This window comes from Rhizobium sp. RAF36 (assembly GCF_052114105.1).
Classification (GTDB): Bacteria; Pseudomonadota; Alphaproteobacteria; order Rhizobiales; family Rhizobiaceae; genus Rhizobium.
The window spans coordinates 52,279-73,211 of sequence record NZ_JBFREC010000013.1; the positions used below are offsets into that span (position 1 = coordinate 52,279).

General features: G+C 61.5%; 23 protein-coding genes. 12 read left to right on the forward strand and 11 right to left on the reverse strand.

The window, feature by feature from the left end:
* The first annotated feature begins 6 nt into the window (after positions 1-6).
* The 3 genes from cobT to AB4Z25_RS28320 all read left to right on the forward strand — a co-directional run bounded on the left by cobT (position 7) and on the right by AB4Z25_RS28320 (position 3,533).
* On the forward strand, positions 7-1,908 hold the full coding sequence (gene cobT / locus AB4Z25_RS28310) for a cobaltochelatase subunit CobT (protein WP_112539050.1): 1,902 nt from the start codon (positions 7-9) through the stop codon (positions 1,906-1,908).
* A 5-nt stretch (positions 1,909-1,913) separates the two neighbouring features.
* Complete coding sequence (locus AB4Z25_RS28315) at positions 1,914-2,903, forward strand: esterase-like activity of phytase family protein (RefSeq protein ID WP_112539049.1); 990 nt, start codon at positions 1,914-1,916, stop codon at positions 2,901-2,903.
* Positions 2,904-2,972: 69 nt separating this feature from the next.
* Positions 2,973-3,533 (forward strand): ATP-binding protein, encoded by a 561-nt coding sequence (locus tag AB4Z25_RS28320; protein ID WP_112539048.1) that lies wholly within the window; start codon positions 2,973-2,975, stop codon positions 3,531-3,533.
* Between the two features lie 21 nt (positions 3,534-3,554).
* Here the strand turns inward: AB4Z25_RS28320 and AB4Z25_RS28325 are convergent, their stop codons facing one another.
* Together AB4Z25_RS28325 and rpmB are read right to left on the reverse strand one after the other, a co-directional pair.
* Entirely contained in the window at positions 3,555-4,190 is a 636-nt protein-coding gene (locus AB4Z25_RS28325) for a VUT family protein (RefSeq protein ID WP_112539047.1), read from the reverse strand.
* A 133-nt stretch (positions 4,191-4,323) separates the two neighbouring features.
* Complete coding sequence (gene rpmB, locus AB4Z25_RS28330; protein ID WP_112386143.1) at positions 4,324-4,623, reverse strand: 50S ribosomal protein L28; 300 nt, start codon at positions 4,621-4,623, stop codon at positions 4,324-4,326.
* 238 nt (positions 4,624-4,861) lie between these two features.
* On the opposite strand from rpmB, the gene AB4Z25_RS28335 reads away from it, so the two are divergent.
* Both AB4Z25_RS28335 and yddG read left to right on the forward strand, forming a co-directional pair.
* Positions 4,862-5,638 carry a DUF3108 domain-containing protein gene (locus tag AB4Z25_RS28335; RefSeq protein ID WP_112386142.1) on the forward strand — a complete coding sequence of 259 codons (777 nt, stop codon included), beginning with the start codon at positions 4,862-4,864 and terminating at the stop codon, positions 5,636-5,638.
* Positions 5,639-5,668: 30 nt separating this feature from the next.
* Positions 5,669-6,562, forward strand: coding sequence for an aromatic amino acid exporter YddG (gene yddG / locus AB4Z25_RS28340; protein ID WP_442210431.1), 894 nt, complete (start codon positions 5,669-5,671; stop codon positions 6,560-6,562).
* Position 6,563: 1 nt separating this feature from the next.
* Here the strand turns inward: yddG and AB4Z25_RS28345 are convergent, their stop codons facing one another.
* Entirely contained in the window at positions 6,564-6,986 is a 423-nt protein-coding gene (locus AB4Z25_RS28345; RefSeq protein ID WP_112539046.1) for a cupin domain-containing protein, read from the reverse strand.
* Positions 6,986-7,756, reverse strand: a complete 771-nt coding sequence (gene gloB / locus AB4Z25_RS28350; RefSeq protein ID WP_112539045.1) for a hydroxyacylglutathione hydrolase — start codon at positions 7,754-7,756, stop codon at positions 6,986-6,988. The genes AB4Z25_RS28345 and gloB overlap by 1 nt, the downstream gene beginning before the upstream one ends.
* 53 nt (positions 7,757-7,809) lie before the next feature.
* Between gloB and AB4Z25_RS28355 the strand changes: the two genes are divergently transcribed.
* The 3 genes from AB4Z25_RS28355 to AB4Z25_RS28365 all read left to right on the forward strand — a co-directional run bounded on the left by AB4Z25_RS28355 (position 7,810) and on the right by AB4Z25_RS28365 (position 10,709).
* Positions 7,810-8,586: a class I SAM-dependent methyltransferase gene (locus AB4Z25_RS28355; RefSeq protein ID WP_112386139.1), complete on the forward strand. Its 777-nt coding sequence runs from the start codon at positions 7,810-7,812 to the stop codon at positions 8,584-8,586.
* Between the two features lie 84 nt (positions 8,587-8,670).
* The gene (gene hisC, locus AB4Z25_RS28360) at positions 8,671-9,780 is read left to right on the forward strand and encodes a histidinol-phosphate transaminase (RefSeq protein WP_112539044.1); all 1,110 of its coding nucleotides are present in this window, start codon (positions 8,671-8,673) and stop codon (positions 9,778-9,780) included.
* Positions 9,777-10,709, forward strand: coding sequence for a prephenate/arogenate dehydrogenase family protein (locus AB4Z25_RS28365; RefSeq protein WP_112539043.1), 933 nt, complete (start codon positions 9,777-9,779; stop codon positions 10,707-10,709). Before hisC ends, AB4Z25_RS28365 begins: the two co-directional genes overlap by 4 nt.
* Positions 10,710-10,734: 25 nt before the next feature.
* Here AB4Z25_RS28365 and AB4Z25_RS28370 read toward each other — a convergent pair whose 3' ends face one another.
* Complete coding sequence (locus AB4Z25_RS28370) at positions 10,735-11,736, reverse strand: DUF2125 domain-containing protein (RefSeq protein WP_112539042.1); 1,002 nt, start codon at positions 11,734-11,736, stop codon at positions 10,735-10,737.
* Positions 11,737-11,787: 51 nt separating this feature from the next.
* Between AB4Z25_RS28370 and AB4Z25_RS28375 the strand changes: the two genes are divergently transcribed.
* The gene (locus AB4Z25_RS28375; RefSeq protein ID WP_442210380.1) at positions 11,788-12,318 is read left to right on the forward strand and encodes a gamma-glutamylcyclotransferase; all 531 of its coding nucleotides are present in this window, start codon (positions 11,788-11,790) and stop codon (positions 12,316-12,318) included.
* Positions 12,319-12,320: 2 nt separating this feature from the next.
* On the opposite strand, the gene AB4Z25_RS28380 is transcribed toward AB4Z25_RS28375, so the two are convergent.
* The 4 genes from AB4Z25_RS28380 to ftsE all read right to left on the reverse strand — a co-directional run bounded on the left by AB4Z25_RS28380 (position 12,321) and on the right by ftsE (position 15,654).
* On the reverse strand, positions 12,321-13,118 hold the full coding sequence (locus tag AB4Z25_RS28380) for a lysophospholipid acyltransferase family protein (protein ID WP_112539040.1): 798 nt from the start codon (positions 13,116-13,118) through the stop codon (positions 12,321-12,323).
* 86 nt (positions 13,119-13,204) lie between these two features.
* Entirely contained in the window at positions 13,205-13,921 is a 717-nt protein-coding gene (locus AB4Z25_RS28385) for a YdcF family protein (RefSeq protein ID WP_112539039.1), read from the reverse strand.
* Between the two features lie 67 nt (positions 13,922-13,988).
* Complete coding sequence (locus AB4Z25_RS28390) at positions 13,989-14,936, reverse strand: cell division protein FtsX (RefSeq protein ID WP_405049624.1); 948 nt, start codon at positions 14,934-14,936, stop codon at positions 13,989-13,991.
* A gap of 58 nt (positions 14,937-14,994) precedes the next feature.
* Positions 14,995-15,654 (reverse strand): cell division ATP-binding protein FtsE, encoded by a 660-nt coding sequence (gene ftsE, locus AB4Z25_RS28395; RefSeq protein WP_112386132.1) that lies wholly within the window; start codon positions 15,652-15,654, stop codon positions 14,995-14,997.
* 207 nt (positions 15,655-15,861) lie between these two features.
* On the opposite strand from ftsE, the gene AB4Z25_RS28400 reads away from it, so the two are divergent.
* The 3 genes from AB4Z25_RS28400 (at position 15,862) to AB4Z25_RS28410 (ending at position 17,606) form a co-directional block, all read left to right on the forward strand.
* Positions 15,862-16,524, forward strand: coding sequence for a hypothetical protein (locus tag AB4Z25_RS28400; RefSeq protein ID WP_112539037.1), 663 nt, complete (start codon positions 15,862-15,864; stop codon positions 16,522-16,524).
* 61 nt (positions 16,525-16,585) lie between these two features.
* Entirely contained in the window at positions 16,586-17,128 is a 543-nt protein-coding gene (hpt, locus tag AB4Z25_RS28405) for a hypoxanthine phosphoribosyltransferase (RefSeq protein WP_112386130.1), read from the forward strand.
* 118 nt (positions 17,129-17,246) lie between these two features.
* Positions 17,247-17,606 carry a response regulator gene (locus tag AB4Z25_RS28410; RefSeq protein WP_027512336.1) on the forward strand — a complete coding sequence of 120 codons (360 nt, stop codon included), beginning with the start codon at positions 17,247-17,249 and terminating at the stop codon, positions 17,604-17,606.
* 10 nt (positions 17,607-17,616) lie between these two features.
* Here AB4Z25_RS28410 and AB4Z25_RS28415 read toward each other — a convergent pair whose 3' ends face one another.
* Positions 17,617-18,063 carry a hypothetical protein gene (locus tag AB4Z25_RS28415; protein WP_112517946.1) on the reverse strand — a complete coding sequence of 149 codons (447 nt, stop codon included), beginning with the start codon at positions 18,061-18,063 and terminating at the stop codon, positions 17,617-17,619.
* A 78-nt stretch (positions 18,064-18,141) separates the two neighbouring features.
* Positions 18,142-20,820, reverse strand: coding sequence for a TIGR02302 family protein (locus AB4Z25_RS28420; protein ID WP_442210386.1), 2,679 nt, complete (start codon positions 20,818-20,820; stop codon positions 18,142-18,144).
* Positions 20,821-20,933: the final 113 nt, after the last annotated feature.

Here is a 20,933-nt window from a genome sequence, read left to right on the forward strand (position 1 = left end):
TCGATCATGGCATCTCGTGGTGACAATTCGAAAGCCAAGCCCAACGGCCCCGTCGATATCGAGCCGTTGCGGCGCGCGATAACCGGCTGCGTACGCGCGATCGCCGGTAACGACGAGGTCGAAGTGACCTTCGCCAACGAACGTCCGGGAATGACGGCCGAGCGTATCCGGCTGCCCGAGCTTTCCAAGCGGCCGACGGCACATGAGCTGGCGGTGACCCGCGGTCTCGGCGATTCCATGGCGCTGCGACTTGCCTGCCACGACGAGAAGGTCCACACGACCATGGCGCCGCAGGGTTCTGACGCCCGCGCGGTGTTTGATGCGGTTGAACAGGCACGTGTCGAATCGATCGGCGCGCTGCGGATGGAGGGCATGGCTGCGAACCTGCGCTCCATGACCGACGAGAAATATTCCAAGGCAAATTTCAACGGTATCGAGCGCCAGGAAGACGCGCCGATCGGTGAAGCCGTGGCGATGATGGTGCGCGAGAAGCTCACCGGTCAGAAGCCGCCTGCCTCGGCAGGCAAGGTGCTCGACCTCTGGCGTCCTTTCATCGAGGACAAGGCCGGCGCCGAGCTCGATAATCTGTCTAACGTCATCAATGACCAGCAGGCCTTTTCCAAGGTCATCCGCAACATGCTGTCGGCCATGGAAATGGCCGAGGAGTATGGCGACGATGACAGCGAGCCGGAAACCGACGAGGACTCGGATCAGGACGACCAGCCGAGCGGCGACGAGCAGGATCAGGACGAGGTCGACGAAGACGCCGGTTCGGATGCTGCACCGGTCGAAGACAGTGAAGTCGCCGACGAACAGATGGAGGACGGCGAGACTGAAGGCGCCGAAATCTCCGACGACGACATGATGGAAGAGGGTGAGGACGATTCCGAGACGCCGGGCGAGACCCGCCGTCCGAATACGCCTTTCGCCGATTTCAATGAGAAGGTCGATTACCGGGTCTTTACCGAGGAATTCGACGAGATCATCACTGCCGAGGAACTCTGTGATGCCACGGAGCTCGAGCGGCTGCGCGCCTTCCTCGACAAACAGCTGGCGCATCTGCAGGGTGCCGTCGGCCGTCTGGCGAACCGTCTGCAGCGCCGCCTGATGGCGCAGCAGAACCGGTCCTGGGATTTCGACCTGGAAGAAGGTTATCTCGATCCGGCGCGCCTGACGCGCATGATCATCGATCCGATGCAGGCGCTGTCCTTCAAGATGGAGCGCGACACGCAGTTCCGCGACACCGTCGTGACGCTGCTGATCGACAATTCCGGCTCGATGCGCGGACGTCCGATCACGGTTGCTGCCACCTGCGCCGATATTCTGGCGCGCACGCTGGAGCGTTGCGGCGTCAAGGTCGAGATCCTCGGTTTCACCACCAAGGCCTGGAAGGGTGGACAGGCGCGCGAGAGCTGGCTGGCCGGTGGCAAGCCGCAGACGCCGGGCCGCCTCAACGATCTCCGCCATATCATCTACAAGTCTGCCGACGCTCCCTGGCGCCGCGCCCGCAGCAATCTCGGGCTGATGATGCGCGAGGGGCTGCTCAAAGAAAATATCGACGGCGAAGCGCTGATGTGGGCGCATAACCGCCTGATCGCGCGGCGTGAGCAGCGCAAGATCCTGATGATGATCTCGGATGGCGCGCCGGTCGACGACTCGACGCTATCGGTCAATCCGGGCAATTATCTGGAGCGCCACCTGCGCGCCGTCATCGAGCAGATCGAGACGCGTTCGCCGGTCGAGCTGCTCGCCATCGGTATCGGTCACGACGTCACGCGCTACTATCGGCGCGCCGTCACCATCGTCGATGCCGACGAGCTTGCAGGCGCGATGACCGAACAGCTGGCCTCTTTGTTCGAGGATCAGGCCGCACAGCCGCGTGGCGGCCACGCGCGCCGCGCCAGCTGACCCATATGATCGCTTTTTCCCGCGTGGCCATGCTTGCTGTCTGCCTTGCGGGACTGCCATCTGCGGTGCTTGCCGAGAGCGCTCCAATCGAGAGCCGGGTCATCACCACCTTCAAGATCGGTTCTGACGAAACCAGGTTCGGCCCGCTGGAATTCATCGGTGGCCTGGAAATGGTTTCGAGCCACCGGATCTTCGGCTCGTGGTCATCGATCAAAGTCGATCCGGATCGCAAGCATGTGGCGGGGGTGCTCGATACCGGCCATTGGCTGACCGGGACGCTGGTGCGCGATGCGAAGGGCCGTCTTTCCGGCCTTGCCGATGTCGATATCACTCCGATGAAGGACGCGACCGGGCGCAGTTTCGAAGGCAAGGGCCGCATGGATGCCGAAGGGCTCGCGCTCGACAAGCACAGGGCACTCGTTTCCTTCGAGGGTAACCATCGGGTCGATATCTATCCTCGTCAGGGTTTCGCGAATTCACCCGCCTTGGGCACGCTGCCCATCCTGATCCCACGCGATGAACTGCGCGGCAACCGGAGCCTCGAGACGGTGGCGATTGCACCCGCAGACAGCGCCCTGAAGGGCGCGGCGGTCATTGTTGCGGAAGAGAGCCTCGATGATGATGGAAACGTCTATGCGGCGATCCTCGAAGGGCCGCTGAAGGGCCGGTTTGCTATCAGCCGCTCCGGCGATTTTGATCCGACCGACGGGGCGTTTCTGCCCGACGGCGATCTCCTGCTTCTGGAGCGGCGCTTCAACATGGCAGATGGTATCGGCATGCGCATTCGCCGGATCGCTGCCGCCGAAATCCGGCCGGGCGCTGTCGCAACCGGTACGGTGCTGATGACCGCCGATTTCGGCTATCAGATCGACAATATGGAAGGGCTCGATGCCTTCCAGGCCGAGGATGGCTCGACCCATGTCATCCTCGTTTCGGATGATAACCATTCGATCCTGCAGCGGAACGTGATGCTGGAGTTCCGGCTCGCCGACTGAGTGCGTCGCCGAACAACTGTCACAACTCTCCGCTATCTGCTCTCTCCCTTCACCCAAATCGAGAGAGCCATGCTGAATATTCATGTCATGGGAGCGTCAGGCTCCGGCACCACCACGCTCGGTCAAGCCCTTGCCGGGAAGCTTGGGCTCCGGCACCTCGACACCGATCATTTCTTCTGGATGCCGACCGATCCGCCATTCACCACACAGCGGCCGGTTGAGGCGCGGGTCTCGATGCTGCGCGAGGCGATCCAAGGCGCCGATGGCTGGGTGCTCTCTGGTTCGGCGTTGAAATGGGCGGCCGAGTTCGAGCCACTTTATGATCTCATCGTCTTCCTCAGGATCGACCCCGTATTGCGCATGGCACGCATCCGGGAGCGCGAGGAGACCCGCTATGGCGACCGGATCAAGCCGGGTGGCGATATGGCAGAGAAGAGCCAGGAATTCCTGGAATGGGCCGAAAGCTACGATACGGCAGGGCCGGAACGGCGAAGCGCCGTTTCGCACGAGGAATGGCTGAAGGGCAGGGCAACGCCGTTGCTCAGGCTTAATTCCTCAGAGCCGGTCGATAGCCTCGTCGAGGAAGTATTGCGCCATACTGCCTTCAGAACGAAAGGGCCGCTGGCATAGCGCCAACGGCCTCATTTGCTTTTAGCGAGCTGCTGTCGCCTGCATCGGGCGCAGGGTGTTCATCAGAGCGCCGTAGGGCAGCAGCATGACGAGTCCAACCAGCATCTTCACCGTGAAGTCGCCGAGCGCCCAGGAGATCCAGCGCGGAGCTTCCATCGAGAATACGCCGAGGATCGGCGCCGATTCCAGCGCGAAGGGTTCGTTCGCGCCGAAGAAGACGAAGAAGGCTGCAAAAGCGAAGGAGAAGAAGATGATCGTATCCAGCGCCGAGCCGATCAACGAGCCGACCAGCGGCGCGCGCCACCAGGCCTGACGGCGAAGGCGGTTGAAGACGGCGATGTCGAGCAGCTGTCCGGCAAGATAGGCCGAGCCAGAGGCGATCGCGATGCGCGGAACGGCCGTGTAGAAGGACAGGCCGACGCCGACAACGAAGCCTGCAAAGACGACCTTGCGGGCGGTCTGCGGACCGAACTGGCGGTTCGTCAGATCGGTGATCAGGAAGGCGATCGGATAGGTGAAGGCGCCCCAGGTCAGGATGTCGGCAAGGTTGATGCCGGCGACCATGGCGTTCAGCGGAAACTGAACGAGGAAGTTTGAGGCGACGACGACGAGCGTCATCAGGGCCACATAGATAAGCAGATAGCGTGTCTTCAGCATTTTTTTATCCTGGGTGATGCCACCAGTTGGAGTGAACAAATTTTGGCCGGTACCATACCGGCAAAGCAAAAGGCTTGTCCGGTTTCAACCGTGCAAGCCTTTTGAAACTTTCGAGAAGAAAGCGCGCCGATGCTTAGGCGGCAGCAGCAGCTTCTGCAGTCTTCTTGACGATCTGGCGGCGCAGCAGACGAGCGCGCATCGACAGTTCGTTTTCGCTTGCCTTGATCAGGAACGCGTCGAGACCACCGCGATGTTCGACCGAGCGCAGGGCGTGAGCCGAAACGCGCAGGCGGTAACGCTGGCCGAGAGCGTCGGAGATCAGGGTAACCTGGCACAGGTTCGGCAGGAACCGGCGCTTGGTCTTGTTGTTGGCATGGCTGACATTGTTGCCAACGAGGACGGCCTTGCCGGTCAATTCGCACACGCGAGACATTTGACACCTATTCTTGTTTTTCTCAGCCGCCGAATTACGACGCACCGGCAAAACCGGGCTTGCAATCCAAGGCCATGATTGGAAAGTTGCGGTTCTATAGTCAGAGCGGCTCGCCGCGTCAAGCCAAACCTTGGCCTTTCCCGCAATTCTGTCAAAAAGCTCGTGTTTGCTTCGACAAGCGGCCAGAGTATAGACCGCGTAACAGGGCGGCGTTCGCCCGTCAAACAAGGCTCGCTTCATGGCTCTTCTGGGCAGACGGATTTTGATCCCTGCAATCGTGGCATCGATGGCGATTCCGGCCGGCGCGGAGGAGATCCGCCACCGCACGGAATATCGCGTCGCCCTCGGTGTCCTGCCGATCGCGCGGGCGGCCTTCGTCACGCAGATCGAGGATGACAAGAGCTACACAGTATCCGGCGACATCAGTTCGGCCGGTCTCGCCGACTTGGTGACGACGATTTCGGCTAAGACCAGCGTCGACGGCGTCATTCGCGATGATCGGCTGCAGGCGCAGCGCTATTCGCTCTATTACAAGAGCGGCAAGCGGGCGCGGACCTACGAGGTTCGCTACAGCAACGGTAATATCGTCTCGACGACGGTGAAGCCGGAGCGCAAGCCGCCGAGCAACTGGATCAATGTATCGCCGGGCGACATGCGATCCGTTCTCGATCCGATTTCCGGCCTGATCTTTCCTGCTGACGTGAAGCTCTGCTCGCAGAAGCTGCCGATCTATGACGGCGAGATGCGCATGGATCTGGTGCTATCGCCGAAGGGCTCCGAAGATTTTGCGACGGATGGGTTCACCGGCAAGGCGACCGTCTGCAGCGTGCGCTTCGTGCCGCGGTCGGGCTATAAGAAGGGCCGCAAGGATATCGATTATCTCAGCAAGAGCGGCCGGATGGAAATCTGGTTTGCCAAGGCGGATGCGGCAAATGTATATGCTCCAGTCTACGTCAGCATTCCGACGCAATACGGAACGGTGACGATCAAGGCGGTGAAATACAGCGCCAGCTGACGGAGCCTGTCTCCGCAATCGGGGGACATGATGAAGCTTCGGGCAACTTTGATCGGTTTCACGGCCATTCTGATGTGGTCGTTTCTCGCGCTGTTCACGGCTGCATCCGGCAAGATGCCGCCGTTCCAGCTGTCGGCGATCTGCTTTGCCATCGGCAGTATCCCCGGCATCGCCGTCCTCGTTCTCAACCCGTCGCGGCTGGCGCTCTTGAAGCAGCCGGCGAAGGTCTGGATCGTTGGGATCGCCGGGCTGTTCGGCTATCATTTCCTGTATTTCACGGCGCTCCGGAACGCTCCGGCGGTGGAGGCGGGGCTGATTGCCTATCTGTGGCCGCTGCTGATCGTCGTCGGCTCGGCGCTGCTGCCCGGCGAGAAGCTCCGCTGGTATCATATTGCCGGTGCCCTTGCCGGTCTCTGCGGCACGTTTCTGATCGTCGGCCGCAACGGAATCAATTTCGACGGCGCCTACGCCGTCGGTTATGGCGCGGCGTTTCTCTGCGCCTTCACCTGGTCCGGCTATTCGCTGCTGACGCGCCGCTTCGATGCTGTTTCGACCGATGTCGTGACCGGTTTCTGCATCGCGACCTCTCTCCTGTCGCTCGTCTGCCATCTCGGATTGGAAACCACCGTCTGGCCTGAAACGGCATTCGAGTGGCTTGCCGTCGTCGGGCTCGGGCTCTTTCCTGTGGGGGCGGCCTTCTATGCCTGGAATCATGGCGTCAAGAACGGTGATATCCAGATCCTCGGCGCTGCAAGCTATGCCGCTCCGCTGCTCTCGACGCTCATCTTGACGCTGTTCGGCTTTGCCGAGCCGAGCTGGCGGATCGCTCTTGCCTGCCTGCTGGTGACCGGTGGTGCCATCCTGGCAGCGCAGGAGATGTTCCGGCGCAAGGCGGCGCCGAAACAGGCCGCGGCAGCCGAGTAGGTCAGCCGGCCGGTGCCCAGTCCGGCGGTGCCATCTCGAATTTCGAGAATTCGAAGCCGGGTGACACGGTGCAGCCGACAAGCGTGAAATCGCCGAGCGTTTCGGCCGATTGCCACCAGTTGGCGGGAATGATCGCCTGCGGGCGCTCGCCGCCTGCCAAGTCGATGCCGAGCTTCAGCGTTTCGCTGCTCGTTCCGTCTTCCGAGCGATGCAGGGCGAGCGGTGCTCCGGCATAATAGTGCCAGATCTCGGCGGCGTCGTGGACGCGATGCCAATGCGACCGCTGCCCTGATTTCAGCAGATAGTAGATTGCCGTCGAATGGCCGCGCTCGCCGCCATTGGTGTCGCGGAAGGTCTGGACATAGAAGCCGCCTTCCGGATGCGGCTGCATCGAAAGCGCCTCGATGATCTCATCGGGCGACATCAGAAATTGTCCTTGCGCTTGCGGATCTCCGCAAAGACCTCTTCGTTCGTCTTCGTTTCCATCAGAAGATTGCGGCGGATCGCCGGATCGGTAGCGCGCAGGAAGGGGTTGGTTTCCTTCTCGAGCGCCAGCGTCGTCGGGATCGTGAAGCGTCCCTCGGCACGCAGCGTCTCGATTTCGGCAGCGCGCGCCTTCAGCCGCTCATTTGTCGGATCGATAGTGACGGCGAAGCGGGCGTTCGACAGGGTATATTCGTGGCCGAAATAGATGGCCGTCTCATCCGGTAGCACCGCGAGCTTCTGCAGCGAATGCCACATGTCGGCGGCGGGGCGCTCGAAAAGGCGGCCGCAACCGAGTGCAAACAGCGTATCGGCGGCGAAAAGCAGCTTGTCGTCCACGAAGTGGTAGCAGATGTGGCCGGCGGTGTGGCCGGGGGTCTCGATCACGTTGACCGTATGGTCGCCGAAGGTGAAGCTGTCGCCATCGGCCATCGTCTTGTCGAGGCCCGGGATGGCGACGGCCTCGTTGACTGGGCCGATGATCTCGCAGCCGAACTGCTCTTTCAGCGCCAGATTGCCCTCGACATGGTCGGTATGGTGATGGGTGGTGAAGATGTGGGAGATCGTCCAGCCGCGGCGCTTGGCCGCCGCTTCGACAGCAGCCGCATCCGGAGCGTCGATCGTTGCAGTCAGGCCAGTTTCCGGATCATGCACGAGAACGCCAAAATTATCGGATCGGCAGAGAAAAACTTCTAATTCCAAAGGTTTCATAGTCTGAACGGCCTCTTTCCTACGGACATGCCCGGAATGTAGAGGCTCCGGCCTTGAAGTCCAACCGCCCACTGATAACATTTACTGCAATGCACGCGGATATTGTCGATCTACGCCAGTTTTATCATTCCGAGCTTGGCCGCCTGGCCGAGCAGTCGATCGCCATGGCGCTGTCATCGCTCTGGGTGCGGTTGCCGCAGGAGCGATTGGTCGGTCTCGGCTATGCCGTGCCGTTTCTCGATCGTTTCGGCGCCGATACCGAGCGCACCTTCGCCTTCATGCCGGCCGGCCAGGGTGCCGTGAACTGGCCCATGGGCTCGCTGTCCTCGACGGCGCTGATCTTCGACGAGGAATTGCCGCTGCCGGATTCATCCGTTGATCGGGTGCTGATGGTTCATTCGCTGGAATTCGCCGAAAGCCCGCGGGAAACGCTGAAGGAACTCTGGCGGGTGCTTGCGCCGGGCGGACGCCTGGTAATCGTCGTGCCGAACCGGCGTGGCGTCTGGGCGCGGATGGAGCATACACCCTTCGGCTCCGGCCGGCCCTATTCGCGTGGTCAGCTGACGCATCTGCTGCGGGAAACCAATTTCACGCCCGGAGCTTCCGCCGAGGCGCTGTTCTTCCCGCCATCCAAGCTGCGCACCGTTCTCAGCTTGCGGCGTGGTTTCGAGCGCATCGGACGGACACTGTGGCCGGCCTTCTCCGGTGTCATCATCGTCGAGGCGCAGAAGCGTCTCTATCAGGGTCTGCCGGTAGCGGCACGCGCCTCGCGCCGCGTCTTCGTGCCGGTTCTTGCGCCGCATGGCGTTCCGACCACGCGCAACCGCTAAGTCACTCGACAAAAGCCGCTTTCCGTTTTATTGCCAAAGGGCAATTTAAGCCGGAATTCCCGGCATTTTTCCAAGGTTGATCCCATGAGCGTTGAGAAGAGCAAGCCCGTTCCACGTCCCGGTATTCTTGATATCGCAGCCTATGTGCCGGGCAAGGAACATGCGCCGGGCGTTGCCCGTGTCTACAAGCTCTCCTCCAACGAAACGCCGCTTGGAGCCAGCCCGAAGGCGATCGAAGCCTTCAAGAACGCCGCTGGCAATCTCGAGCGCTATCCGGACGGCCAGGCACATGAGCTGCGCGAGGCGATCGCTGCTGTTCACGGTCTGAATCCGGCTAACATCATGTGCGGCAACGGCTCGGACGAGCTGCTCGGCCTGCTCTGCCACGCCTATCTCGGCGCTGGCGACGAGGCGATCATCACCGAACATGGCTTCCTGGTCTACAAGATCCAGATCATGGGCGCAGGCGCCACGCCCGTCACCGTCAAGGAAAAGGATCACGCGGTCGATGTCGACGCGATCCTCGCAGCCGTGACGCCGAAGACGAAGATGGTGTTCATCGCCAATCCAGGCAACCCGACAGGCACATATGTGCCGGTCAGCGAAATCCGCCGTCTTCAGGCCGGACTTCCGAAGGATGCCGTCCTGGTGCTCGATGCCGCCTATGCCGAATATGTCCGCCGCAATGACTATGAATCCGGTATCGAGATCGTCTCGTCCAACGCCAATGTCGTCATGACCCGCACCTTCTCGAAGGTCTATGGCCTGGCAGCGCTCCGCGTTGGCTGGATGTATGCGCCGGCTGAAATCATCGATGCGCTCAATCGCATCCGCGGGCCGTTCAACATGAATGCGCCGGCAATTTCCGCAGGTGCTGCGGCTGTTCGCGATCAGGCGTATGTGCAGGAGGCTGTTGCCTTCAATCTGATGTGGATCGAGAAGCTCAAGGGTGCCCTTGAGACAATTGGCCTGACGGTGACGCCGTCGGTCACCAATTTCATTCTCATCCATTTCCCCGATGCCGATGGCAAGCGCGCTGCCGATGCCGACGAGTTCTTGACTAGCCGCGGCTACGTCCTGCGTGCGGTCAAGGGCTATGGCTTCCCGAACTCGCTGCGCATGAGCGTCGGCCCGGAAGAGGCGAACCGCGGTGTTATCGAGTCGCTCGGCGAGTTTATGGGACGCAAGGCATGACCATCCAGTTCGACCGCATCGCGCTTATCGGTATCGGCCTCATCGGCTCGTCGATTGCTCACGACGTCAAGCGGCTGGGGATCGCCAAGGAAGTGGTGATCTCGACCCGCAGCGCCGACACGCTGAAGCGGGCGGAAGAACTCGGTCTCGGTGACCGTTATCTCCAGTCTGCGGCTGAAGCCGTCAAGGGTGCGGATCTCGTCATCGTTTCGGTGCCGGTCGGTGCGTCTGGAAGCGTCGCCAAGGAAATCGCCGCAACGCTGATGCCGGGCGCGATTGTCACCGACGTGGGCTCGACCAAGGCCTCTGTTATCGCGCAGATGCAGCCGCATATTCCCGAAGGCGTTCACTTCATTCCGGGCCACCCGCTGGCTGGTACCGAAAAGTCCGGACCGGATGCTGGTTTCGCCGGACTGTTCGAACAGCGCTGGTGCATTTTCACGCCGGTGGCCGGTACCGATCCGGCAGCGCTTGCCAAGCTTCGCCAGTTCTGGGAGGCGCTCGGCGCTCGGGTCGATGAGATGGATCCGCAGCACCACGACAAGGTGCTGGCCATCGTTTCGCATCTGCCCCACATCATCGCCTACAATATCGTCGGCACTGCCGACGATCTGGAGGCGGTGACCGAATCCGAGGTCATCAAGTATTCGGCTTCGGGTTTCCGCGACTTTACCCGTCTTGCGGCATCCGATCCGACCATGTGGCGCGACGTCTGCCTGCACAACAAGGATGCGATCCTCGAGATGCTGTCGCGTTTCTCGGAAGATCTCGCCTATCTGCAGCGGGCGATCCGCTGGGGCGAGGGCGACAAGCTTTTCGAGCTCTTCACCCGCACCCGCGCCATCCGACGCTCGATCATCCAGGCTGGTCAGGACGTCGATGCGCCGGACTTCGGCCGCCATCACGGCCAGGAACCGAAGAAGAGCTAACCGCGAGCGTTTCTCAGAAAACGCTTTAGATCGGCGGGATGGAGCCGAGCGGGATGAAGCCGCTGACGGTTGCCTCGCCGCGATTGACCACCAGATCCACCGACACGCGATCGCTGCCGGCTGCCAACGCTTTCAGAAGCTTGGCGGCGGTATCGACGGTCTTGGCGATCTGCGGGAAAGTCTGCTTGATGCTGTCGCGCCACGGGCCGAGCTGCTCGATCTCAAGCTTGAACTTACCCGAAAGAAAGCCCTGCTCATCGAAGGAGAAGGGGCCGGTCAGCGTCATGACCTTGCCGTCGCCGATATCGGCCACGACCTTGCGCAGCTCGCCACTGGCGCCGTAAAGCCCCTGTCTGTCGCTGCCATCGATCATTCCCGCCTTACCGACCAGCGTCACGTCGGCGCTCGCCGAGAATTTCGGGAAGACCTGCGGCCAATCCTTGATGACGGTGCTGGCATCCTGCAGCGAGATCGCGCCATCAAGATCGCCTTCATTCTGGCGGAGATGAATTTCCGTACGGGCGGCATCGACGTCGATCGTCTGACCGCTATAGGAGGAAACCGCGGTCGCCTTCAGTCCTTCGATAACGGTCGATGTCCGGTCGATGCCCTTGAACTTGGTGATCAGGCTGGACTGCAGGTTTGCCCATTGGGCCGAGAGGGTCAGGCCGTTTGCGGTGCGGATTTCGGCAGGCGAATCCAGTTCCCAGACGATATGGCCAGGCGCATAGACCTGTGCGGCGGAGCGCAGCTGGCCGAAGCTCGCCGACACGCCGTTCTTGTTGTCGTCGACATCGACTTTCGAGCAGAACAGGCCGATGCGGAAAGGATAGCCGCGGAAATCGATATCGGCGCATTCACCGCTGACACCGGCAGTGTTATGCGGCGCGATAACCTTCAGAACCGTGTCCTTGAGCTGTGAAGCGGCGTAGAACCAGCCGCCGGTATAGATTGCGACCACCAGTACGATGCCCAAGCCGAGCCACCAGAATTTTCTGCTGCTGCCGGATTGGCTTGACGCTGCCATGATGTTCTCCAATGGTGAATCGCGAATAGGAATCTCGGTCTGGCTTGCGATATGGACGAATTTTGGGTGTTTGGCTACGGATCCCTCATGTGGAACCCGGGCTTTGAGTTTGCTGAACGGTCGCAGGCTCTGATTTATGGCTATCGGCGTTCGCTCTGCGTCCGCTCCTGGGTTCATCGGGGAACGCAGGAAAATCCCGGTCTCGTGCTCGGTCTCGATCGCGGTGGCTCATGCCGCGGCATGGCTTTCTCCGTCGCGCCGGAAAATTGGGACGGGGTCATCGACTATCTGCGGGCTCGCGAACTGGTGACCAATGTTTATCTGGAAAAGCGCGTCTTGCTGCTGCTGGCCGATGGCCGCACCGTGAAGGCGGTCGCCTATGTTGTGGACCGCAGCCATGTGCAATATGCGGGCGCCCTTGATACCGGCGAGGCCGCGCGCGTCGTCAATGAGGCCGAGGGCCAATCGGGTCCGAACGACGCTTATGTCTTCAACACCTTGTCCCATCTGAAGCAGATGGGGATCCGCGATCACTGGCTGGAGCAGGTGGTCGGCGAAGTCGAGCGGCTGCGCGCCGCCTGAACTCAGGCCGACGCGGTCTTGGGTTCGTTCAGAACGGCAAGCCGGTCGATGGCCGTCTGCGGCAGCGGGAGATGCGGATTGCGGGCGACGGTGTCGAGAAGCAGTTCGTCGCTCGCCTTTTCCGTAATCTCGACCAGATGCTTAAAAAAGGCGTCTGGGTCCATGCCCGGCATGATCGGGGCGAGGATGCGGACCTTGAAATGGCCGGGATAGCGCATGGTGCTGCGGCGTGGCCAGAACAGGCCGGGATGCATGGCGATCGGCACGACGGGGATGTTGAGATCCCGGTACATGCGGGCAATGCCGTATTTGTAGACCGGCTCGGCGCCCGGCGGGCGGCGGGTGCCCTCAGGATAGATGATCAGCTGGCGGCCGGTCGACAGCTCTTCCTTGGTGCGCTTCAACACCTCGACCATAACCTTGCCGCGGGCGCCGCGGTCAACCGGGATCATCCGCTGCTTCTTGGCATACCAGCCGAACAGCGGGATCCACATCAGCTCGCGCTTGAGGATATAGACCGGGTCCTTCAGCCAGGGCAGCAGCGCGTAGGTATCCCAGAAGGATTGATGCTTCGGCGCCAGGATGTAGCCGCCATCGGGCAAGTTCTCCATGCCCTCGATCTCGAAGGTCGTGCCGACGATCTTCTCCATCAACCAATGGTTCGAGAGCGCCCAGTTCTTCGGAATGCGATAGGCGGTCAGCCGGGGCACGACGAAATAATAGGGCGAAAGCACGATCATCCGCAGGATGAGGTTGGCGTAGAAGATCGTGTTGAAGAGAACGGAACGCAGGGCGAGCATAAGGTTTCCCGAAAAGCCTATATCCGCGAGCAGGGCGGTTGCGACCTGCCTACACGATTATCATCGCCAGAAAAAGACGCTTCGCTTCAGTCCTTGCCGTCGGCGGCAGCCGAACGCAGGCCGGGATGACGGCCGAAGCCGGTGATGTTGCGCGCACCGGCAAACAGCACCTTGCCATATTCGGCGAGCATGACACGCAGCGCATTCGGATCCATGAACCAAGCACGTGTCTTCAGGTCGGAATTGACGACCGGATAGGGAATGAACTGGGTGTCGTCGTCGACATAGGCAAGTTCGGCAAGGCTGCGGGGCATGTGATAATTGTTGGTGACGACGAGAACGCTTCTATAGCCTTTGGCGTGGATCCAGTTCGATGCCTCCTCGGCATTGCCGATCGTGTCGATCGCGTCATAGCCGATATCGACGCAGCAATCGAAGAGATCGGCCGAGCCTGTCGTGGTCTTGCGGATCTGCGCCGGTGTGGTCGAGGGGTGGACGCCTGAAATCAGCAGCCGCTTGCCGGCGCCCTTCTGCAGGAGTTCAACCGCCTGGTCGATGCGCTGGTAGCCGCCTGTCAACACGACGATCGCGTCGGCCTTCGGTTCGGCTGGCGGCCTCATTGTGGTGACGGAATCGGCAAAGCGCAGGAAGCCGCCGAAAACCAGCGCCATTGCCAGAACGACGGCAAAGCCGCACCAGCGCAGCATGCGGCGCAGAGGCCCGCGACGCGGCGTCTCGACCCGGTAGCTAGCCAGCGCCGGGTCGGGGCGAATCGGATTGCGTCTCGTGTAGCCCATGGTCATGAGTCGTGCATATATCGGGATTGCGGCAGCGAACGGGCAAAGGCGGTGCTATATGTGATAGCTATCATCAGCTCGCTATCCCGTCTGTTCGTGTCGGATCGGAGCGAAGTGTATCGATCTCGTATATCGTGCGGACGACCGTGACGCGCGCCGTCAGCGTCGTCAGCAGGGCGATGATGATCATCGTGGCGAAGATGCCGAAATAGCCGAGCACGCCGACCGAAAAGGTCCCGAAAAGCGCAGTTGCCTGATCGGTCTGCGGTGTTGCGATCGTGCGGCTCTGCAGGAAGCCCGCAGCGGCAAAAAACAGCGCTGCCAGACCGCTGCCGATCGCCGAGCCCTTGAGGCTGATTTTCAGGAAGTGCTTCTGGAATTCGGTTGCAACGAAGGAGCTTTCGGCGCCGACGAAATGCAGCACCTCGACGATATGGCGGTTGCCCGACAGAGCGCCGCGTGTCGCGAAGACGACGGTGAGCACCATGGCGGTGAAGACCAGCAGCAGAATACCCGTGCCGATCATCACTGTCGTATGCGCCATCGACACCAGCCGGTCGACCCACGTTCTGTGGTCGTCCAGCGTCGCCTGCGGGATACTGTCCTTGAGCAGCGAGCGCATTGCCTCGAAATCCGGCGGATTGTTTTCGTCGATCGTAACGATAACGAGCCTGGGAACCGGGAGTTCCTTGAGATCAAGGCCGCTGCCGAGCCAGGGCTCGAGCAGACGCGCCGTTGCCGCCTCATCGACGATCTGGCCGCTCTTGGTGCCGACGAAGGTCATGGCGATATCGCGCGCCTGGTTCAGCGCCTTTTCCATATCGAGGCCGTCATCCGGCTTGATCTGGATGGTGATTTCGCGGGAGATCTGGCTTTCCCAGCTGGCGGCCGTCGAGCGCACCATGCTGACGCCGCCGAGCGTCAGGCAGGCGAGGAAGGCCATGATGGCGATCACCACCATCAGCGCGTTGCCCTGGATGTTGGAAGGCGGCAGGATCGGCGCTGTCGGGCGAACGCGCATTTCCGGGCGCCGCTGCTGCTGGGTGGCCGCTTCCGCTACCTTCTTGCTGGGGGATCGCTCAGTCATAGACGTCGAGATGCCCCTCGGACAGAATCATCCGCCGCGCTTCGACTTGGTCCATCAGGGCCAGATCGTGGGTGGCGATGACGACGGCAGTGCCGAGCCGGTTGAGCTCGAGGAAGAGATTGAGAAGGCGGCGCGCCATCGGCGGATCGACGTTGCCGGTCGGTTCGTCGGCGAGCAGGACTTCCGGGCGGTCGATCAGGGCGCGGGCGATCGCGGCACGCTGCTTTTCACCGCCGGAGAGGACCGGCGGCAGCACGTTGATGCGCTCGCCGAGCCCGACCCATTTCAGCAGTTCCAGAACGTCGGTCTTGTAGGTGCTCTCGTCCTTGCCGCGCACGCGCAGCGGCAGCGCGACGTTCTCATAGGTCGTCAGGTGGTCGAGAAGGCGGAAGTCCTGGAAGACGATGCCGACGCGGCGGCGCAGCAGCGGCAGTTCCGGGCGCGGAATATCCGAGATATCGCGGCCGAACATGCGGATCAGACCGCGGGTCGGCTGCAGCGACATGAAGAGCAGGCGCAGCAGCGTGGTCTTGCCGGCGCCGGAGGGACCCGTCAGAAACTGGAAGGACTTTTTCGGAATGTCAAAGGTCAGGTCCCGGAGGATCTCCGGCCCCATGCCATAGCGCAAACCGACATTCTCGAAGTGGATCAACGGGCAACTCAGATTGTTCGAGGTTTCTCACCATCGACTTGTTAACCAAGTGGATTAACAACCGGTAAATTTCGGCGGAAAGATGCCCTATCGGCACCGGATTTAGCGAAGCATTAACCATTAAAATTTACGACTGAGCTGGATTCGTTTCAATGCCCGGTATCGTCCGTGCACCGAAACCATGTGAAGAGCTGAAAGGCCGTCATCATGGAAGCATCTTCGTTCAGCCGCCGCGCGCCGGGGCACGCCTATGATTTCCTGCCGCCGGACAAGGCGGCACGCCAGCCGCGGGCCGGAACGCGCCCGGCCGACATTTCCGATGCCGAGTTCGTCGTCATCAGCGGGCGAAGCCAATCGCCAGGCTTCAATGCGAAAAGTTTCAACGATAATCGCAAGCGGGCTGCAGCAGTACCGAAGGTGGAGACACCGAAAGCGACAATGGCCGCGGCTGCTGCCTTCCGCGCCCTGGAAGAACATTTGCAGCAGGCTTCGTTCAAGAGTTTCGCGGCGCTCGTCCTTCTGCTTTTTCTTCTGGTCTTCGGGTTGTCCGGCGGCTTCTCCAGCCTTCAGGCAGAGGATCAGTCCGCTGCCGGATCGCCTCTGCATTTCACCCACGTGACGCTGACGCCGCGCGATGCCAATGGCATGCGCATCCTGATGGTCAACGGCATTCTCGAAAACGAGAGCGGCACCACGCAGACGGTTCGGCCGATCCGCGCCGACCTGGTGAGCGATGGGCGGCTGATGGCGAGCATCGTTATCAACCCGCCAGTCGACGTCATCTATGGCGGCGAGAGCCGCGGATTTTCGGCGCGTGTCCAGCACTCTGGTGGAAAAATGCCGGAAGTCCGGCTGTCATTCATGCCCTAAGGGTGTTTCTCCGCGTCTAATGTGCTAACGGCTTACCCTTCATTTTCACGGAGCAAGCCGTATGCCTGTCGTGCGCGGAAAAAATATCGATCCTCTTTTCACTGCCGAGCAGATTGCCGAGCGCAACGATGCAATGGCAAAGCAGATTGCCGAAGGTCCGACCAAGGACCTGCTGGTGATCGCTGTCTTGAAGGGGTCGTTCATTTTCGCGGCCGACCTGATCCGCGCCCTGCACAACAACGGTCTAGCGCCTGAGGTCGAGTTCATCACGCTGTCGAGCTACGGCACCGGCACGGTTTCGCAGGGCGTTCGTATCGTCAAGGATATCGATAGCGACGTGAAGGACCGCGATGTCCTGCTGATCGACGACATTCTGGAATCCGGCCGCACGCTGCTGTTTGCCAAGGAGCTGCTCTTCGAACGCGGCGCCCGCAATGTGACGATCGCCGTGCTGCTCGACAAGAGCGTCAAGCGCAAGGAAAAGCTGGAGGCCGATTATGTCGGCTTCGAATGCCCCGACTATTTCGTCGTCGGCTACGGCATGGATGTCGCCTACGCTTTCCGCGAACTTCCCTTCGTCGGCGTCGTCACCGGCGACGCCTGAGCGCCTCCGATACAGACGGGTTGTTAACCATCCCGTCCATCGCCCGCCGCCGTTTACCGATCGCAAAGGAACGGCATGCGATTTCCGTCTTGGGGCATGAAGACGGAGCGATGCATCGATGGCAAAAATTCTGATCACGGAAGACGAGGACTCCCTCCGTTCTTTCGTAGCCCGGGCCTTGCGCCTTGACGGTCATGAGACCGATGAAGCGGCCGATGGTGCCGAGGGGCTGGAGAAGCTGAAGGACGGCGTCTACGACCTGCTGCTGTCGGATATCCGCATGCCCGTTATGGACGGCATCGAGCTGGCGCACCAGGCAAAGTCGGCCTTTCCGGCATTGAAAATCCTGCTGATGACCGGCTATGCCGAACAGCGCGAACGCGCTGACGATCTGGCTGAAAAGATCGTCGATGTGGTCTCGAAGCCGTTTGCGCTTCCCGATATCCGCAAGGCGGTCGCCCGCGCACTGGCTGCCTGATCAGGCAGCCTCATTCATCCGGGACGAACTTGCCTTCGTAGCGCACCCGGAAATTCCGCCTGTGAAAATCCTGCTCGAAGCAGACGAATACCAGTTCGATATCGTTGTCGCTGTCACGCTTGCCGAGCAGGCTTAGCGTGATGACCACGACGCCGCTATAGCCACGGGTGATGCGGAAGGCGGCGTTGCGGATTTCCGTGGCTTCGGGATCGCGGCGATCGTCACGGCGTTCGTAGATGATCCAGAAGCGGGCGGCATCCCAGGTCTTCCGGAGTATTTCGCTGACCTCGGCCTTGAACTCCTCGGCATGCATCGCCGGTCCCCAGGATAATGCCGTTTCTCCGGCGTCGCTGACGACATTGAGATAGCCGTCATACTGGTAGGCGCCCGAAAGCGCCTTTTCGATCATCTCGAAAGCCGAGTTTTCGCTGATTGCAGTCTTGAAGAGAATTGCCATCGAATCGCTGTCGTTCGTCAACCGTCGAGATTGACATTACGAAGCTCACGCGAAAAGGCGAAGGATTTCAGCACTTCGTTACTGAATATCCAGCAGACGCTCCAGATAGCGCCGCTCCATCTCTTGCGGCGGGTTGTTGCCGAGCTTCTCGCGGATGGCATCGAGAATCTCGCGGGCGCGCTGGACGTCGATCTCGTCGGGCACCTTCACGGTGTCGCCGAAGTCAGGCCCATCGGCGCGCCGCGGGCGGCCAAGCGGGTCGCGGCCGTTCTGATCGCCCTGGCCGACCTGGCCGTTCGGGCCTTGCTGACCCTGCTGGCCCTGTTGCGCCTGCATCATCTGGTTCATCATGTCGCGGGCGCCCTGGCGCAGCGCTTCCAGCGCGCGGCCCTGTCCCTGAACCGCGGTATCGCCACGGCCCTGGCCGAGTTCGCGTCCGGCGCCTTCCATCTCGCGCTGGGCCTGGCCGAATCCCGGGCCGGGCTTCATACCCATGTCGCCGAGACCCTTCTGCAGTTCGCCGAGCTGCTTGCCGAGAGCGTCCTGCTGTTCGCGCAGTTTCTTCAGCGCGTCGCGGAGCTGCTGCTCAGTCATCTCGTTCGACGGCTGGTCACCCTGCTGGCCGTTCTGGCCCTGTTGTTGCTGCTGGCCCTGATCCTGCTGTTCGCCATCCTGGCCGGGCATCATGTTGTCAAGCAGCGGGTCGTTCATGCCCATGTCGGGGTCGCCGCGCTGCATACGATCGCGAAGCTGCTGATCGAGCTTGAACGTCTGCTCCATCAGCTTCTGCTGGTCGCGCAGGATCTGGCCGAGCTTGTCCATCTGCTGGCGCATCTGGCTGTTGTCGCCCTGCTGCTGCTGGCCCTGCTGCGAACGTCCCGCCTGCAGGTTATTCATCATTCGCTGCAGTTCCGACAGCATCTGCTGTGCGGCATCGCGGTTGCCGGAGCGGGCAAGGTTTTCGATCTGGTCCATCATCCGCTCCAGATCCTGCTGCCGCAGCATCTGGGCATTCTGATTGGGCTGCATCGGCGCATTCTGCATGCGCTGGGCGAGCTCCTTCATGTATTCGTTCATCGCCTTGCGAAGCTCGTCCATCAGCTTCTTGACTTCGGCATCCGGCGCGTTGCGCTGGAGCGCGTCGGCAAGGTTCTGCTGGGCGTTACGCAGATTGCGCTCGGCCTGCGACAGGTCGCCGTCCTCGATGCCAAGCGCGATGTCCCAGAGATAATCGGCGGTGTCCTTCAGCTGCTCGTCGGTCTTGGCAAGCTTCATGCGCGCCAGGGCCGATTCGATCAGCAGGTAATTGGTGAGTTTCGGGATGGTCTCTTCCGGGCGGATCGTCAGCGCTTCGTTGAGCGCGGTCGCTTCGGGCATCTTGCGGGTGTCGAGCGCAAAGACTTGGCGCTCCTCGGCAACGGCTGCGGCGAGCGGTTCGTTGAACGGCCGCGCGGGGAGAACCATTTCGTGCGGCGGGCTGCGGCCGATCTGGCCTGCCGCGTCCTTGGCGACGAGCGTCACGCGGACGCGCTTGCCGGCCAGCGGGTGCTCTGTCAGGTTCTTGCTGCTGACGCCCTTGGCATCGCGGGCATTGCGGCGCGGGATATCGAGGCGGAAATCGGGAAGCGGGTAGAGTGGCTTGGCAGCCGGATCGGATTCGACCGGTAGAATTTCCGCATGGGCTTCCTGGACGCCGTAATCGTCCTTAGCCGTGAACTTGATCTCGAGCGCACCATTCACGCTCGCTTTCGGCAGCCCGTCGAAAGCGATCTCTGGCGCCTTGTCGGGAATGACGTTGAAGCTCCAGCTCCGGCCGTTGACCTGCAGGGCGCCGTTTTCCTCAAGCTTCATCAGATGCGTCTGTGCCATAGGCACCGGCGTTTCGCCGGCCGCCGTCTGCTGTGGCTGCTGAGTTGGTGCGGAAGCATCTGCCGGCTGCTGACCTGCCTGCTTTTCGGCGGCAATCTCCCTGGCCTCGCCGTTCTCCCTCTTGAAGACGACCTTCTCGTCCGCCTCACCGCCGCTGACGCGCACGGTCAGGCTGGAGAATTGCGGAACGTTGATCGGCGCCTGTTCCGTGCCTGTAGCCGTCAGATAGACGGGGGCGCGGCCGGTATAGGAGGGAGGTGTGATCCAGGCATCGATGCGGACGGCGGGATTTGTCTCGCCCTGCTCGACGGGAGGCTGGAAGGCGTCGGCGATCGAGCCGCCATTGGTGGACAGCGAATAGCCGAAGCCCATGACGACGAGCAGCGCCGGAATGGCGCGCAGGGCGAAGCGGTCGTGCCGGGCGATATCCGGGCGCGGATAACCGGCGTCGAGCGCGGCGATCTTCTCGGCCATGCGTGTCTGGTGTTCGCGCCAGAGCGCGCGGGCAAAGGGCGTGTCGAAGGCCGGTTCGTCTTCCTGCACGGTGACAGGCTGATGCGGCAGGCCGTTGCGCTCTTCGAGCAGCCGGTCGGCCTCGGCATTCGTTGGCCAGCGCAGATGGCGGAACGGGATGAGCGATGCAATGAAGACGCCAGCAAACGCGATCAGCAGCAGGATGCGCAGAATATCGGGAACGCTGCGGAAGAGGCCAAACCAGGAGGCTGCCAGATAAAGCGCGATGACCGAGAGAACGGGCACCAGCGGCGGCAAAACTTGTTCGGAAAGAAGGACGACACGCGCAAAGAGACGCTTTACCGCAACCAGCCTCGCAAGAGATGGCCTGATGGCAAATGCACCATGTCCCTGCCTGCTCGGGCTCTTCTTCAATCCGGTCTCCGCCATGGCGTGTTAGAGTAACAGTGGGCGCTTCCGGCGATTGCTCAGCAATTCGCTCGCATGAGGAAAGGATAACACTCTTTGTGGCGAAGGCGAGGGCGACC